The organism is Cerasicoccus arenae (assembly GCF_014651635.1).
Taxonomy (GTDB): Bacteria; Verrucomicrobiota; Verrucomicrobiia; order Opitutales; family Cerasicoccaceae; genus Cerasicoccus; species Cerasicoccus arenae.
Genome location: NZ_BMXG01000005.1, coordinates 108630 through 125019, shown reverse-complemented (window position 1 = coordinate 125019; position 16390 = coordinate 108630). Strand labels below are relative to the sequence as shown.

12 protein-coding genes are annotated in these 16390 nt (G+C 52.1%); 6 read left to right on the top strand and 6 right to left on the bottom strand.

The features are described from left to right. Window positions 1-67: 67 nt before the first annotated feature. The 6 genes from IE065_RS05430 to IE065_RS05405 all read left to right on the top strand — a co-directional run bounded on the left by IE065_RS05430 (window position 68) and on the right by IE065_RS05405 (window position 6920). The gene (locus IE065_RS05430) at window positions 68-1153 is read left to right on the top strand and encodes a hydroxyacid dehydrogenase (RefSeq protein ID WP_189512664.1); all 1086 of its coding nucleotides are present in this window, start codon (window positions 68-70) and stop codon (window positions 1151-1153) included. A 21-nt stretch (window positions 1154-1174) separates the two neighbouring features. Then, window positions 1175-1966: a hypothetical protein gene (locus IE065_RS05425; protein WP_189512663.1), complete on the top strand. Its 792-nt coding sequence runs from the start codon at window positions 1175-1177 to the stop codon at window positions 1964-1966. 96 nt (window positions 1967-2062) lie between these two features. Beyond that, on the top strand, window positions 2063-2872 hold the full coding sequence (locus IE065_RS05420) for a hypothetical protein (RefSeq protein WP_189512660.1): 810 nt from the start codon (window positions 2063-2065) through the stop codon (window positions 2870-2872). A gap of 113 nt (window positions 2873-2985) precedes the next feature. After that, window positions 2986-4239, top strand: coding sequence for a GDSL-type esterase/lipase family protein (locus IE065_RS05415; RefSeq protein ID WP_189512657.1), 1254 nt, complete (start codon window positions 2986-2988; stop codon window positions 4237-4239). Window positions 4240-4282: 43 nt separating this feature from the next. Next, window positions 4283-6016 (top strand): sodium:solute symporter family transporter, encoded by a 1734-nt coding sequence (locus IE065_RS05410; protein ID WP_189512654.1) that lies wholly within the window; start codon window positions 4283-4285, stop codon window positions 6014-6016. Between the two features lie 238 nt (window positions 6017-6254). Next, window positions 6255-6920: a polysaccharide deacetylase family protein gene (locus tag IE065_RS05405; protein WP_189512651.1), complete on the top strand. Its 666-nt coding sequence runs from the start codon at window positions 6255-6257 to the stop codon at window positions 6918-6920. 206 nt (window positions 6921-7126) lie between these two features. Here IE065_RS05405 and IE065_RS05400 read toward each other — a convergent pair whose 3' ends face one another. The 6 genes from IE065_RS05400 to cysD form a co-directional block, all read right to left on the bottom strand. Continuing rightward, window positions 7127-8317 (bottom strand): pyridoxal phosphate-dependent aminotransferase, encoded by a 1191-nt coding sequence (locus tag IE065_RS05400; RefSeq protein ID WP_189512648.1) that lies wholly within the window; start codon window positions 8315-8317, stop codon window positions 7127-7129. 127 nt (window positions 8318-8444) lie between these two features. Then, window positions 8445-8900, bottom strand: coding sequence for a hypothetical protein (locus tag IE065_RS18350; protein WP_189512646.1), 456 nt, complete (start codon window positions 8898-8900; stop codon window positions 8445-8447). A gap of 445 nt (window positions 8901-9345) precedes the next feature. After that, window positions 9346-10329, bottom strand: a complete 984-nt coding sequence (locus tag IE065_RS05390) for a histone deacetylase family protein (protein WP_200163274.1) — start codon at window positions 10327-10329, stop codon at window positions 9346-9348. After that, window positions 10290-14012 carry a hydantoinase B/oxoprolinase family protein gene (locus IE065_RS05385; protein ID WP_189512643.1) on the bottom strand — a complete coding sequence of 1241 codons (3723 nt, stop codon included), beginning with the start codon at window positions 14010-14012 and terminating at the stop codon, window positions 10290-10292. The genes IE065_RS05390 and IE065_RS05385 overlap by 40 nt, the downstream gene beginning before the upstream one ends. Before the next feature lie 123 nt (window positions 14013-14135). Next, a complete protein-coding gene (locus IE065_RS05380) occupies window positions 14136-15410 on the bottom strand; it encodes a sulfate adenylyltransferase subunit 1 (RefSeq protein WP_200163273.1) in 1275 nt (424 codons plus the stop codon). Between the two features lie 50 nt (window positions 15411-15460). Then, window positions 15461-16381 (bottom strand): sulfate adenylyltransferase subunit CysD, encoded by a 921-nt coding sequence (cysD, locus tag IE065_RS05375; protein ID WP_189512640.1) that lies wholly within the window; start codon window positions 16379-16381, stop codon window positions 15461-15463. Between the last annotated feature and the right edge of the window lie 9 nt (window positions 16382-16390).

Genomic DNA, 16390 nt, shown 5'->3' with positions numbered 1-16390 from the left:
CTCCACTCGCCTGTGTGTGTAATCTAGGTCTTTTGCAGCAGGTCAAGATGGCCTATACATTCTGGCCATGCATAGTGTTTCCCCTAAGCAAACCATTGGAGATACAGCCCAGCTTGAGCCAAGTGCTGGCGACAGTCGGGTGAGGCATCGCATTCTGTTCGCTTTGACTACGCTGGATGTTGAAAAGTTTTTCCCGCAAGGCATTAATGTAGAAGGCTTGCAGGCGGATATCCACTATGCCTCCGATAACGAGCTTAGCGGCGATAACTGGTCAAAACTCATTCGCCATTTTGAGCCCAGCATTATTGTCACCGGATGGGCAACGCCAAGGCTTAGTAACGATATAATAGAGAACTCTTGGTTCAAAGCCGAATACATCTGTCATTTGAGTGGTTCGGTTCGGTCATTCCTGCCAGTAGAATTGATCGATCGCGGAGTCCTCGTCACCAATTGGGGCACACTGGCGGCTGTATCAGTCGCGGAGCACGCAGTGATGCTGGTCCTCGCTTGCGCCCGTAATTTGACCAAATGGCATCCTCCAGCAGAAAGTTATATAGGAGGCTATTCGAATCGCCATACGACAATACGAACTCGCACCCTCCGCGAGAAACGAGTGGGCATCCACGGATTTGGCAATATTGCCAAGCAAATCGTGCATCTATTGCGCCCATTTGGCGTCAAGATGAGCGCCTATTCTCATGCGGTCCCATCGGAAGAAATTGAGAAGAATGGCCTTGATTCGGCTAGTGACCTGAAATCACTTTTTGCCGACAATGATATTCTGATCGAGTGCGAAGCGCTTACTGAAAAGACGAGGGGATCAGTCACGGAAGAACTTTTGTCAAGTCTGCCCGAAGACGCCATATTCGTCAATGTAGGTCGCGGAGCACTTGTTGATGAATCGGCCCTTATACGACTGGCCGCAGAAAATCGGTTGCGCGTCGCGACTGATGTTACAACTCGAGAACCATTGTCTCCAGATGACCCCTTATGGAACGCACCAACGATACTGCGCTCACCTCACATTGGCGGACCAACATCTGATTTGTATGAGCACTGCGGTCAATTTGCATTGGCGAACATCCGTCGTTTTCTTAATAATGAACGGGTCCGAGCGATTATCAACCGGGAAATCTACGCCCGCTCAACTTGACTATCCCTAATCTCAAAAAGCATGACAGCCCGAATAACCCTTATCCCTTGCTTATTGCTATTAAGCATATCTTCCTCCCTTTGCGCCGCCCCTGAATTTCAGTGTGATTTCGACGGCTACACGGCGAACGAGCCTTTGATGGAAAGCCAGGGGGCACAGAAGATTTGGAAAACCCAGAGCCAAGATCCGGCTCAGGGGATCTACTCAGTCGTACGGCAAGATACCGAACACCATTTTAGTAGTAGCAGCTTCAAAAAAATGCTGGAGATCTCCGACATCAGCAGGGAAAACAACGTTTTTTTTCGCCTTTGGCCATACTCGGTTGATGTCGGAGAGGCTGGCTTCGTTCGTTGCACTTTCGCAGATCCAAGGGATGCCCCACATCAAGGTGGTGGGTTTATACTTCGGATCAGCCAATCGCCCGGAAACAGAAATACGGCATTCGCCTTATCGATCCAAAATGGGAATCTCATTCCTTGCTCCAGCAAAGCAGTTGAGCCCAATGGTGATACCGTCGCCTCATACAGGCTCGATCAGGCGCATGAACTGGTCATCGTTTTCAACAATTCGCAAAGCGATATATCTTACTCCGCTGGCAACCTACCGCCTCAGACGATGGATGTTTGGCTAGATCAAAAACGAGTTGCCCAAGCAATCACAGCTTGCGGTGGTCTCGGGGCAGGAGAGCCAATTCGTTCTTTCGACTTCACCAGCAAGTCTAAGCCCGACCCAGAACTTGATTTTGTTGGCACGCTTTTAATTGGTGAAGTGTCGATGGGATCGCTGAAAAATTTGCCGCCTCTGGGTTCCTAGTACACTCCTTCTCCCTCTACCATTACCTGCGTTTAACGCTTTGAAACACATCCAAAAAACATATCAATCGATACCCAAACCCCAACAACATAACCAATGAAAACAAACCACATCAAATCGATCGTCTTGGCCCCACTTCTGTTCGTGCCAGTTTTAACTCACGCCACGGTCCTTTTCACGGAAAACTTTGAGTCTTATACTCCGGCTCAGAACGTTCCCACTGGAGGAAATTGGCAGGCATTAGATCCTGCTGACATTCTAACCGCTCAAACAGATTCGTCTAATCTCTTTTCTACTGGCAATCAGTATGGGCAGCTCTCGCTGATAAATTTTTCGTCTAATATGATCGCGCGAGCTACCAACTTCACCGGAACGTTGAACGGTCAATTCAGCATGCAATTCAATGATCCATCTGGCGAAGCTCACTCAGGTCGTGGTTGGAGCCTACGCTTAGGCAGCGGGGCCGGCAATAGTAGTACTGCCTTTGGTGTATTCATTGACGATGGCAATCTTTTCCTAAGCTCTGGAAATGGTGTCGATCCTAATGGTGGAACCATCACGACTTATAGCAAAGATGTGACCAATTCTTTGGATATCGTCTTCAACAATGACAATACGATTTACAACTATGCCGGTGGTTCCGTCGCATCTCACACGATGGATGTCTACCTCAATGGCACATTGGTCGGCGATGATTTGGCTGGCGCAGGTGGCCTAGCCACGGGCGTGGCGATTGCCACATTCAACTACACGGCTAAGGCCGATCCATTCACTGGGACTCTTTTCGTGGATAACCTGAACGTCAACTCTGTTGCCGTAATACCTGAATCCAGCAATTACGCGATTCTTGCCGGTGCTCTTGGCTTCTTGGTAGTAGCCTATCGCCGCAAGCGTGCCAACCAATAACGTTTGGCATCTCTTGAGTTGGTACCGAGTAAACCCTCGGTAATGCCAACAACGCTTATTGAAATCCCATGAAAGCATGGGGTAACGCACTTACTTATCTAAAAACGTCATTAATGGATACCAAAAAAAGCACCGTTTGCCTTCTCTTCATCTCAAGCATCACGTTCTGCCTTGCTGCGGATAACTTGGTGCAAAACCCCTCTTTCGAGGCCAGTGACCCGAAAACGAAGGTGCGTTATTATGGCATGTATTTCCCGACCCCACCAGCCTCGAACCCAATGGGGCTGGTGAAGGGAAGCCCAAGCGTCATTGCACAGGATGAAACCGAGGCACACTCGGGGGAGTATTCCTTACGGCTTTCATCAGATGAGCCTGTGCGCTTAGCGGTTAACCAATCACGTATGCCATTTCTTCCCGGTCAAACTCTTCGGTTTTCCGGTTGGATGAAAGGGAAGGATTTGAACCCTCGTGGCAAAAGCCCGGGGGCAGTCGCACGCTTGGGATTCGGCAACACTGAGGACACTCAGGCACAGAAAAAAGCCTACGCCCAAAGTGGTTTTCTCAAGTCAGCCAGCAACACCTTTGACTGGGAATATTTTTCAACTGAAGTCATCGTGCCCGAAGAAGCCAATCGAATGATTTTGGACCTCTTTCTTTTTGAAAGCTCGGGCACGGTCTGGTTCGACGACCTTTCCGTGGTAGTGATTGACGGACCAGAAAACGCGGCTGACTCCTTGCCCGACCCGGACCAGCTCCGCCGTTATGAGGAGGAGAACGCAAATCTTGCGGCACCAGCACCTGGCGAACAGCGGGTCGTTTTCTATGGGGACTCGATTACAGACATATGGAAGCTCGATGATTATTTCCCTGAAGAGGGATTTATTAATCGTGGCATTGGCGGACAAGATACCAGCCAGATGCGTGCTCGCCTAGAGCAGGATGTGCTCGCATTACAACCCTCGGTGGTATGGTTTCTGGGCGGGACCAACGACATAGCTAAGGGATACTCAAATCAAGCAGTCCTCGACAATGTGCGTGCCATGGCTGTGCGCTGTAAGGAGCAAGGAATTAAGCTCATCATCTGTTCAATCCTACCTATATCCGACTACCACAAGGATCGCGAAGCGCGGCTAGAGCGCAGTGAACTACGTCCTCCCGAACGGATTTTGAAGATCAATGAGGGGCTCAGTCGAATTGCCACCGAGGAAGACGCAGTCTACCTTGATTTGTTCTCTTTGATGGTGGATGAGAATGGCCAACTACCGGCGGATCTAGCCAACGACGGACTCCACCCCAACGACAAAGGCTATGACATAATGGCCCCTCAAGTCCTGAAGGCTGTCAACAAAGCCAAAGTTGGCAATTGAGCTGAGCGTATTACTCGGCCTTTTTCCTAAACGAACGATTGCAATGCAAAACCTACATCCGGTCGAGTATGTCGTCATCGGAGCTTATCTCGTTCTCATGTTGGCGGTGGGCCTCCTTTTCAAGCGGCTCAATCGTAACGCCAATGACTACTTTCGCGGCGGATGTAAGGCAACTTGGTGGTTAGTCGGCATGAGTGCTTTCATGGCGTCCTTTAGCGCCTGGACTTTCACTGGCGCGGCGGGGGTAGCCTATGAATCAGGGTTTAGCTGCCTGATAATTTACCTGGGAAATGCCGCTGGCTTCTTACTGAATTTTCTCTTTTTCGCGCCATGGTTCCGTCAACTGCGTTTGACGACTGGTCCGGAGGTTATCCGCGATCGCTTCGGCCCAGGCACCCAACAGTTATACGCAGCGTTCGGTATTCTTCTCGGAGTGCTCTACGCGGCGCTACACCTCTATGGCCTAGCAATTTTCAGTTCTGCAGTTTTTGGCCTAAAGGTGGAAACAGTTATCGTTGTGATTGGTATCGTGGTGCTGGTTTACTCGACCAGCGGTGGCAATTGGGCAGTCATGGCGACGGACTTTCTCCAGAGCCTAATCTTGATCCCCATGACCTTGGCAGTAACTGGTTTATGCCTATACCATCTTGGTGGCTTCGAAGGCTTTCAAGCAGCAGTAGCGAAGGCTGGTCTAGCCAATGACTACAAAATGTTTAACAACATCGAGCGCTTTGCAGGCGCTTACACTTGGGGCTGGGCAACCGCATTTTTTCTCAAAAACACATTGGAGGCCAACTCTCTCGGCAGTGCACCGCGCTACTTCGCCGTGAAAGATGGGGCTTCCGCAAAAAAAGCCGCTCTTCTGGCCATGATCCTTACATTGTTGGGGATGTTTGCCTGGTTCATCCCCCCCATGACTGCACGTCTACTCTTTGATGGGCACGTGCAGAGCATCGATATCGCGAAGCCTGCTGAAGCAGCCTATGCAGTAGCAAGCTTGGAGCTTTTGCCGATCGGATTAGTCGGGCTAGTGGTCGTAGCAATGTTTGCCGCTACAATGAGTTCAATGGATACTGGCCTAAACCGTAATGCCGCTATTTTGGTTAAGGACATCATCCCCGCTGTATTACGCCTTTTTCGAGTGAAGGCTGAAGCCAATGAAGAGAAATGGCTGAGAGTTGGGCAGGTCCTGACGCTGTTCTTGGGGCTTATCATTACCTTTGTGGCTTATCTTTTTTCCCAGAGTGAGACACACGGTATCTTTGACACCATGTTGGTGATTGGTAGCTATCTGGGCGTCCCGATGAGTGTCCCCATGATTTTGGGTTTGTGGATTCGCCGCGCTCCCTCTTGGGCGGCGATTGCTTCGGTGACAACCGGCCTAGGAGGATCACTCACCGTGGCGGCCTTACAAAAAGCCGGTCACGAATTTATTTTCCAGGAAACATTGACCATTACCGCCCTAGCCAGTGCCTCGGGCTTTCTCCTCTCTTGTCTGGGTTGGAAACTTAGCAGTGATCGCTACCGAGCGAAGGTTACCGAGTTTTTCGAACGCATGCATACACCTGTCGACTTTGCCGCTGAGGTTGGTGAGGGCAATGACCACACCCAGTTGCGCTTACTAGGCTGGCTAATCACGGTTGTTGGCGCACTCATCCTACCGTTGATTCTCTTTTCAACGACATCATCGGATCGAATAGCGGTATGCTGGGTATCCATTTTCCTGATAGGTTTTGGTGCTTTTATGCTATACCGCGCCAAATCCTCAAATGTCTAAACCGCTAGCAACGCACTTCAATCGACAAAACCCGTTTCGCCAACTCGTTTGAAGGCGTTATCGCAGCACCCCTAGGTGGCCCCAACCAGAGCCAGGAACCACGCGCGAAGGCGTTGCTGCGTGTCAAATACGGGGCAGTTCGTCAGTGTGGCTTGTCGTAGGCGTGAAGAGAGCTATTCATAATAAGTAAGCAGCATGATGCCGCTTCTACGTAGCTAAATTCAATCCATCGAAACCTATGAAAATCGTTCAATGCTGGGATGACGGCGTCAATGACGACATCCGCCTCATCGAAATACTGCGCAAGCATGCTGCCAAAGCGTCCTTTAATTTGAATCCGCAAACGCATCAGGCTGAGCGGAAAGGCGGCCATAGCGAAAAATGGGGTAAGACAATTCAACGCCTAGCCCGTAGCGAACTGGCCGAGGTCTACACGGGCTTCACCATCGCCAACCACAGCATGAGCCATCCACGGCCGACGGAGATACCGCTGGAAGACTGGCGTTCGGAAGTATTCGATGCACGCAAGATTTTACAGGACTGGTTCCAACAGCCAATACACGGCTTTGTCTATCCCTATGGTGATTGTGACGCAGCCACCGCGGAAGTCGTCCGCGAAGCCGGTCATTGCTACGCCCGCACAACAAAAAACGCAACGCCGTGCTGGGTGCCAAAAGACCCGATGTTCTTCCACGCAGATTGCCATTTTCTAAACAAAGAATTCTGGTCACTATACGAGCAAGCAAAAGCATCCGAATGTGGAGTATTCTACTTTTGGGGCCATAGCTATGAACTCTGCACCGAAGAAGAATGGGCTGGCATGGATGATAAAATCGCGCGTATCAGCGCGGACCCCGACAGCGAATGGGCTGAATTGACCGACCTGTTTAACTTACATTCTTAACCCTCCGATGACACTCACTACTCGAGAAAGCAATCCTTCCAGCTAGGGCACTCAAAAACTGAAAAAATGCCCTGACGTAAATAGCGTCAGGGCATTTAGCAAAAAGGCTTTCAGGGCAGTCAATAATCACCCCCCAGAGACTTAGGAAAATCCTTTAGTCGCTGGATCTCATTCCAATTGTCGATTACTAAAGAGATGAAGCGACACTAAAGCGCCCGACAAAAACGCGTCAGACGCTCCAACCCCTTCTCAATGATCGTATCTGACGTCGCATAGGACAATCGAACGTAATCATCTGCCCCAAAAGCAACGCCAGGCACAACGGCAACCAGCTCATCCTCAAGTAACTTCGACGAAAAGTCCGTGGAGTTCTGCCCAAAGGAGGAAATGTTAGGGAATAAATAAAATGCCCCTTGTGCTCGGTCGCATTGAATACCTTCAATCGCGTTCAAGCCATCAAGCAACTTTAGACGGCGACGGTCAAACACCTCCAGCATCGCTGCAACAGCACGCTTCGCCTCGTCCGGCTTCTCCATTGCAGCAAGCGCTCCCCATTGAGCAAATGTTGTCGCATTAGATGAAGTCTGGCTCTGTAGGTCGGCAACCGCTTTGGCAATCGGCTTAGGAGCCATCAGCGTTCCAAGACGCCAGCCAGTCATCGAAAACGTTTTGGAAAACCCTGCCACCGTAATAGTAATAGCGGCAGCTTCGGCACTCAGGCTTGCGGGTGAAACAAACTCTACACCATCATAGAGCAAATGCTCATAGATCTCATCCGACATCACATATATATCGGCCTCAACCGCGACCGCCATGATGGCTTCGATCTCAGCTTTAGTATAGACTGCACCTGTTGGATTCGACGGACTGTTAAGCACGACCAGTCGAGTCTTAGAAGTTATGGCTTTCTTTAGTTGCTCAGGTGTAATCTTAAAGCCTTGATCGTCCCCAGCAAAGATGAATTTGGGTGTCGCGCCCGCCAATTTTACCATTTCGGGATAACTCACCCAATATGGAGCCGGGATGATAACTTCATCACCTGGTCCGCAAACGGCCAAAATCGCCAGGTAACAAGAAAATTTACCACCCGGACTAACAACTACCTGCTCTGCGGTAACACCAGCAATACCATTGTCCCGGACATATTTTTCCGCCAACGCAGAACGCAGCTTGGGAATGCCAGCTGCTGGCGCATACTTGGTTTCACCGCGGCGCAATGCTTCATGGCATGCCTCCTTGATAAATTCCGGCGTGTCAAAGTCGGGCTCACCCGCACCAAACCCGCAAACGTCCTTACCCTCGGCTTTGAGAGCCTTGGCTTTGGCGTCCACCGCAAGGGTTGGAGACGGAGAGATGTTACGTGCCCAGGGAGATAAGATTGTCTGTGATGCTGACATGAAATATTCCGATAAGTTTTTAGGCATCGGAGTGTCAGCATCCCGCTACGCAAAGCAACCCTTTTCAACGCCCGGCCAAAGTGACCGGACGCGAAAGGATTAAGCGCGCGGCTACGCGTTGGGGAATTTACTTCTTTTTCTTAGACTTCGCCTTTTTGGTCGGAGCCTTTTTCACAGGGGCTTTTTTCACGCTTTTCTTCGCCACTTTCTTGATAGCTTTCTTTGCCACCTTCTTCGTGGCTTTCTTGGTCACCTTCTTCGCGGCTTTTTTCACCGCTTTCTTGGCAACCTTTTTAACCGGAGCTTTCTTAGCCGCCTTTTTTACCGCTTTTTTGGCTGCCTTAGGAGCTGCCTTTTTCTTGGTCACCTTTTTCGCAGCTTTTTTCACCGCTTTCTTGACGACCTTTTTAACCGCTTTCTTCTTCACCGGAGCTTTCTTCACAGAAGCCTTTTTGACCGGAGCCTTTCTTACGGTTTTTTTAACAGCCGCTTTCTTGGCGACTGGTTTTTTAATGGCCTTCTTGGCCGCTTTCTTGGTGGTCTTTTTGACCGCCTTCTTCGTTGCTGCTTTTTTCGTAGCCATGATTGGGTTAGTCCTTATCTGGTTTGTAGCGCCTCCCCTTCCAACAAGCGCGTCTTATTACGACTCACGCTCACTGGCTGGAGAGATAAAACAAGGAACTGACGCAACGTCATGAAACACGTCGTCAGCTCGAGAGAAATTTCACTCACCGTCTTCCATAAATCACCTGCGGCCGAAAGAGTGTTAGTCTTTGCATTCATAACCCACGCATGATTTTTTTGGGCGGCGACTCCCTCTAGACTATGCTGACTGCATAATCCTAAAACCCTTTTTCGGGGTGCGCTCTGGAAGCGGATGGGGATCACTTTAGAATACTTGAGAGAGTATCATACCCTCTGCTAAACATGCTAGTTAGCAATCTGGTGAGTAAATATCAACCATAAAGTTACTAAACCATCATATGAGTTTCACTTTGCTCTGCAAAGTCAGCTCTAAAAACACCTATTTACTTTCCATTACAAAGCGCACGCACATGACAAATCGAAGCGCGTGCCAATGCATCCAAGCTATAGCCACCTTCCATTATCGAGACCAACCGACCATCGCAACTTTGCAAAGCAAAGTCATTGATCAGGCGAGTAAGCTCGTGGTAGTCCGCATCATTCAAATTAAGATTGGCCAGAGGGTCATCTACGTGCGCATCGAAGCCCGTCGATAAAAGGATGAGCTCGGGCGAGAAGCGCTGTAAAGCAGGTAACACCTGCGTCTGCCAGTCGCTTAAGTACTCAGCGTAAGATGCGCCTGCCACTAAAGGGATGTTCAGCGTAAAGCCTTCGCCTGGCCCATCTCCGATCTCTCGTTTCATACCTGTCCCCGGATAAAACGGGTATTGGTGAAAACTCACAAAGAACACTGTAGGATCACGATAAAACGCGGATTGAGTACCGTTTCCATGATGCACATCAATGTCGATGATTGCGACTCGAGACAAGCCGTACCGCTGTTGTGCATATCGCGCAGCAATCGCTATGTTATTAAACAAACAAAAACCCATCGCTTCCGCTCGTTCTGCGTGGTGTCCCGGTGGACGCATAACGCTGAAGGCGTTCTTTGCCCTACCCTGCATCACTACGTCAACCGCCATCAACCCAGCACCAACAGCCAAACGAGCAACCGCAAAGGAATCCTCGCAAACCTGCGTATCCCCGCGATCCAGCACCGATTCTCCCCGCAAGCATACTTCCTCGACTTGCCGCACGTAAGCCGCGTCATGCACGGTTTCAATCCATTTCAATGCCGCTGGCTCAGCTTCAAGCCAAAGCAATTCGTTCCCGGTAAAAAAGCGTTGTAATGCATCAACCACTACTTGCGTGCGCTCAGCACGCTCCGGGTGATAACTACCAGTATCGTGCAACGCACAGTCCGGATGAGAAATGATAGCTGTCGGAATCATGCGCCAAAGCCTCCCCCCCCCGGTGTCTCGATGCATAAACGCTCCCCCACCTGTGCTTCATAGTCCACACTTGCCGACAAGATATCCTGATGGCCATCTAACCGCATGCGGACTTGCCGACCTGGTGCACCATCCCCCCCTCCCTGTCGACCACGCGGACCGCGAGCACGATGCTGCGTTAATAAAGAAACCGAAACTGGAGTTAAAAACTCCACTTCGCGCACAAGTCCATCGCCCCCACGCCAGCGCCCACAACCGCCCGAACCTACTCGCAATGCAAAACGCCACAAGCGCAACGGATAACGACGCTCCAAAATTTCTGGATCAGTAATCGCAGTGTTTGTCATGTGCGTGTGCACGCCCGAAGCGCCCTCATACCCGTTGCTCGCACCTGCCCCCCCCCCAATCGTTTCGTAGTAGCTCAATGTATCGTTGCCGAAGATGAAATTATTCATCGTGCCTTGGCTATCCGCCACAATACCCAACGCGCGCAAACAGCACTCAACCACGCGTTGACTCGTCTCCACATTACCACCAACCACCGCCGGCGCTTCACGTGGATCATCCGGAAATTCAGGGTTCAAAAAGCAGCGCGGCAGCTTAACGCTCACTGGTACCAGTAACCCTTCGTTGAGCGGAATGTCTTCGCTTACGAGCAGTCGCAGCACATAGATCAGCGCACTTGAGACGATCGCAGGTGTGGCGTTGAGATTACCTGGATGCGATTTCGACGTTTGCGCGAAATCAATGATTAATGCTCCTTCCTGAGCCTCCAGCGAAACATGAATTTCCTGGCCATCGTCCAGCACAGATACCGCCTTTCGCGATACAGCCGGAAGCGCGGATAACGCAGAACGTAGTGCTTCCGTCGAAAAATCCAACAACGACTGCATATAATGTTCAATCGCATCGGCACCATACGTTTTCGCCAAAGCCAATACCTGCTTTTCGCCACGTCGATTCGCCGCAACCTGCGCATTAAGATCTGCAATGTTGTCTTCTACAGCTCGCGAAGGATACGGAGCGTTGCGCAGCAAGGCTTCAAGTCCATTCATCTGGCTCTCGCCAGCGCGGAAAAGATACATGGGAGGAATCACCACACCTTCTTCAGCCAAGCAAGTTGCATTCGGCGGCATGGAACCCGGACGTATCCCCCCCAGCTCAGCATGATGTGCGCGATTAGCCACGTAGGCTATGAGCCGTCCTTTGTAAAATACCGGCGTGATCACCGTGACGTCGGGTAAATGCGACCCACCATAGCCCGGATGGTTCGTCACGATTACATCCCCAGAAGACAGACTTATCTGCTGCGCAATTGTGCGCACGCAAAGCCCAAGCGCGCCGAGGTGGACCGGGATATGCGGAGCATTGGCAACCAGTCGCCCCTGACCATCAAGCAATGCACAAGAGAAGTCGAGACGCTCCTTCACGTTGGTCGAAACCGCAGTACGCTCAAGCTGCACCCCCATCTCATCGACCACTTGACGGAAGCGGTTGGTGAAGAGTTCGCGAGCCACGGCCTCCGCCACTGCAGCACCACGCACGGCGGGTGACTTTCGTTCCATGCGAAGTGTCCTGTTTGAGCCGATAACCGCACGCCACTGTGCTTCGATGAACAAGGTGCAAGTCTCATCGTAAATAATGGCTGGGCCGTCCAACGAGGCCCCTGTTGGCAGTTCATCTCGTGATAAGATCGCCATCTCGGCAAAGCCCTCACGTACCTGCCCACGCAGTGACAACTCAGCGGGTGTCTTCGAGAAAACTTCATCCGGCAAGACAACGTCAGCAGTCGAAATCACCACTTGTAATGCAACGACTTCGATACTTCGGCCTTGTGGGAAATAACCGAACACCTGTTCGTATTCGCGCTGAAAAGCCGCTGCAAGGTACATCGCGTAGTCAATCGTCAAGGTGGACTCTTGCCCATCCAATCGCAAAGTCACACGCTGCTGCCGAACTTCTAAATCCGCTTCAGCCAATCCTTCAGCTTGCATCTCGCAACGCAATTCAGCGGCCAACTCTTTTAACTGTGAGCCTAGTGTAAGTTGAACTTCCACCAGTGGTCGCATCACCTGACGTTCGCCGATACGCTCCACCCTCGCCTGCTGGATACCATACGCACTAAGGATGCCCGCGTGCGGCGGAAAGAGCACGGTATCCATTCCGAGTTCGTCCGCAATGGCACAAGCATGCAGACCACCAGCACCACCAAAAGCCACCAGCGCATACTCGCGTGGGTCGTAACCCTCTCGCACAGAAATCGTTTCGATCGCGGCCGCCATACGTTCGTTGGCTATGCGCAGAAAACCGGTTAACAACTCTGCCTGGGGGATGTCCGCTTGACACGCAATGGCATCCGCCGCCTTAGACGCATGATCAGGATATACTGGGATGCTAAAGGCTTCAGGCAACACTCGGCCAAGCAGTAAGTTCACGTCCGTCACCGTCAACGGGCCACCAGCTCCGTAGCAAGCTGGCCCTGGATGTGCGCCCGCACTGTCCGGCCCGACGAAAAGCTTGCGCCCGTCCCAGCCACAAATCGAACCTCCGCCTGCGGCCACGGTTTCAATTTTCAAGGCGGGTGCGAGAATGGATGCGTCACCCACGCGATGCGAGGAGCGATAATCAAAATCACCTTCGCTGCGGGAAACGTCGGTGCTCGTACCGCCCATATCAAAAGCGATGACACGGGGATAGCCCGCTTGCTGGCCACTAGCAACAGCACCAACCACGCCGCCCGCTGGCCCACTCAATAGAGCATCCTTCGCGCGAAAACTTTCGCGCGCCACGAGGCCACCCGCGCTGGTCATCACACGGAGCCGGCCACTACCCAAAGCACATTGCACCTGATTCAGATAGGTGTTCATAACCGGGCTGAGATAGGCGTCGACAACGGCGGTTTGCGCACGGGGGAGCAGCTTAATAAACGGCGCGATCTGAGATGAAAGCGTCACTACCTTAAAACCAGCTTCGGCCAAAAACTGCGCCAGAGCCTGCTCATGTACTGGATTACGGTAGCTATGCAACAGCGCGACAGCGGCGGCTTTACAACCAGATGCGCGCACAGCATTCACTTGGTCCCACAACGTTTGGTCTAGCTTCAGGGAAACAATTTCTTTGCCATCGGCATCGAGACGGCCCGTCACCTCAATCGCCTGACTGATGAGCGGTACCGGCTTCTCGATATTCAACGCAAAGAGGTCGGGACGTCGCTGATCCCCAATCGCCAATAAATCGCCAAATCCCTCAGTGACAAAAAGCACCGTCTTAGTCCCCTTCCGCTCAAGGAGTGCATTCGTCCCGCGCGTAGTGCCAAGACGGAGATTCATTGGCGGCAGTGGCTGGTCACCCGGAGTCCGCGTCATCACTCGGGCACCGAGGATAGGGGCCTCTTCCCCAGTTGATAGCTCGATCATCGAGCCCGGCGGCAGGCGGCCATGCATATCGAGCAGCATCGCCTTGTCACGCGCTCGGTAGTCAAGCACGCTCAGCGATTCGCCTCCGGGAAAAGTGGCCAAAAAGCCTTTAAAGAATCCATCCGGCAGGCCCCAACTGGCATTCAGCTTTAGCCAGCCACCACCCGATTTACCCGCTACCAGCGCACGCAAGCTGGCGTTGGACAGCACCTTGGCGCGCTGAGCACGGCCATTGGGATCCACACCAATAAGATCGGTGAACGTTCCGCCAGTGTCCACCGATATTTGCCAAGGGGTTGCCATCAGCTATCAGCTAAATTCAGACAGCCCAGCAAGTCTATGCAAAAGCTGCGCCAGTATCTGGCGCAGCGCTCTTGGTCAGAATCCGGAATTGATACTAACCGAAAAGATTTGCGCCAAGCACTCTTACAGAATCATCCCTGCGGCAACGGTCTCGTTGGTAAACTCGTCGATGAGCACAAAGCTGCCTGTCTGGCGGTTACGCGAATAGCTATCATAGAACAGTGGAGAGGACGTGCGCAGGCAGATACGGCCGATGTCGTTGAGCGATAGCTCCAGATCGTCGTCGATTTTGTGCAGCGTGTTAATGTTCACCTTGTAGCGAATGTCCTTCACGATCACTTTGGCTTCCTTGGTGGTGTGGCGAATGATATACTTCTCGCGGCCCTTCAGCTTTTTCTTGTCGGAGAACCAGCAAACCATGGCCTCAATATCCTGATCAATCTTGGGCTGATTGTTCGGCTTGGCGATCATGTCACCACGTGAAATGTCGATCTCGTCTTCCAGCGTGATCGTGCACGACAGCGGGTTAAATGCCTCGGGAATCTCGCCGTCGATTGTGTGGATCGCTTTAATTTTGGTCGTAAAACCGCTGGGCAGTACCACGACGTCGTCACCCGGCTTGAAAACACCACCAGCCACACGGCCTGCATAGCCCCGGAAGTCGTGCCACTCGTTGGACATTGGACGGATCACCCACTGTACGGGGAAGCGCGCATCGATGTGGTTGGCGTCCGGGCCCACGTAAACATGCTCCAGATGATACATGAGCGTCGGGCCTTGGTACCAGTCCATGTTCTTGGACTTATCGACCACGTTGTCGCCCTTGAGCGCACTGATCGGAATAAAGGTCACTTCGACGACGTTATCCAGGCGCGAGGCAAATTTCTTAAAGTCGCCTATGATCCGCTCGTAAACTTCTTCGCTCCAGTCGACGAGGTCCATCTTGTTAACGCAAATCACGACGTGCTGAATGCGCAGCAGGCTCGCAATGAACGCGTGTCGGCAAGTCTGCTCAATCACGCCCTTGCGCGCATCAATCAGAACAATGGCGAGGTTGGCCGTGGAGGCCCCCGTCACCATGTTGCGCGTGTATTGGATATGCCCCGGCGTGTCCGCGATGATGAACTTGCGCTTCGGCGTGGCAAAATAGCGATAGGCCACATCAATTGTAATGCCCTGCTCGCGCTCGGCGCGTAAACCGTCGGTCAGCAGCGCCAAATTAACGTGCTCATCGCCGCGCGACTTCGAGCTCAGCTCCATCGCCTCCATCTGATCTTCGAAAATGTTCTTCGAGTCGTAAAGCAGTCGACCAATCAGCGTGCTCTTGCCGTCGTCCACCGAACCCGCCGTCGTAAAACGGAGCAAGTCCATGTCTAAGTATCCGCGTTCTTCACTCATGAAATTGAAAAATAGAAATTAAATAAAAAAGTCGTTCGTGCAGCCCAGGCTTAGAAGTAACCCTGCTTCTTACGGTCTTCCATCGCGGTTTCGGAGCGCTTGTCGTCGGAGCGGCCACCGCGTTCGGTTTGGCGGGCGGCGGCGACTTCCTCAATGATATCGTCAATCGTGCTCGCGTTGGAGCGAACGGCACCCGTGCAAGTCGCGTCGCCGATAGTGCGGAAGCGGACCATCTCCATACGCTTGCTGGCTTCTTCTTCCGGCAGCAGCGTAATGAAGTCCGTTTGCGCAAGTGTCACGCCATCACGCGTGAAGACCGGACGCTCATCGGCAAAGTATAGATTAGGCAGTGGAATTTTCTCCGCCTTAATGTATTGCCATACGTCCATCTCGGTCCAATTGGAGAGAGGGAACACACGGAAGTGCTCACCCTGTAGCTTACGGCCGTTGAAGATATTCCAAAGCTCGGGTCGCTGATTTTTCGGGTCCCACTGACCGAATTCATCTCGGTGCGAGAAAAAGCGCTCCTTGGCGCGAGCCTTTTCTTCGTCTCGGCGACCACCACCAAGGCAGGCATCGTAGGCATTTTTCTCAATCGTGTCGAGCAGGGTCACGGTCTGCAGAGCGTTGCGGCTAGCCTTGGCCCCCTTTTCTTCCACAGCGCGGCCTTGGTCAATGGACTCCTGCACGGAGCCAACGATGAGGTTCGCCTTAATGTCCGCCACAAACTGATCGCGGTAGGTAATCGTCTCGGGGAAATTATGGCCAGTGTCCACGTGAACAAGCGGGAAAGGCAGCTTGGCCGGATAGAAGGCCTTGCGTGCCAGCCATGCCATGACGATTGAGTCCTTACCGCCCGAAAAGAGCAGCGCCGGCTTTTCAAACTGCGCAGCGGTCTCCCGCAAGATGTAGATCGCCTCGGACTCAAGTTGCTTGAGGTGGTTTACCTGATAACTGTGGTGGTTTTCCATGAGAAAGGT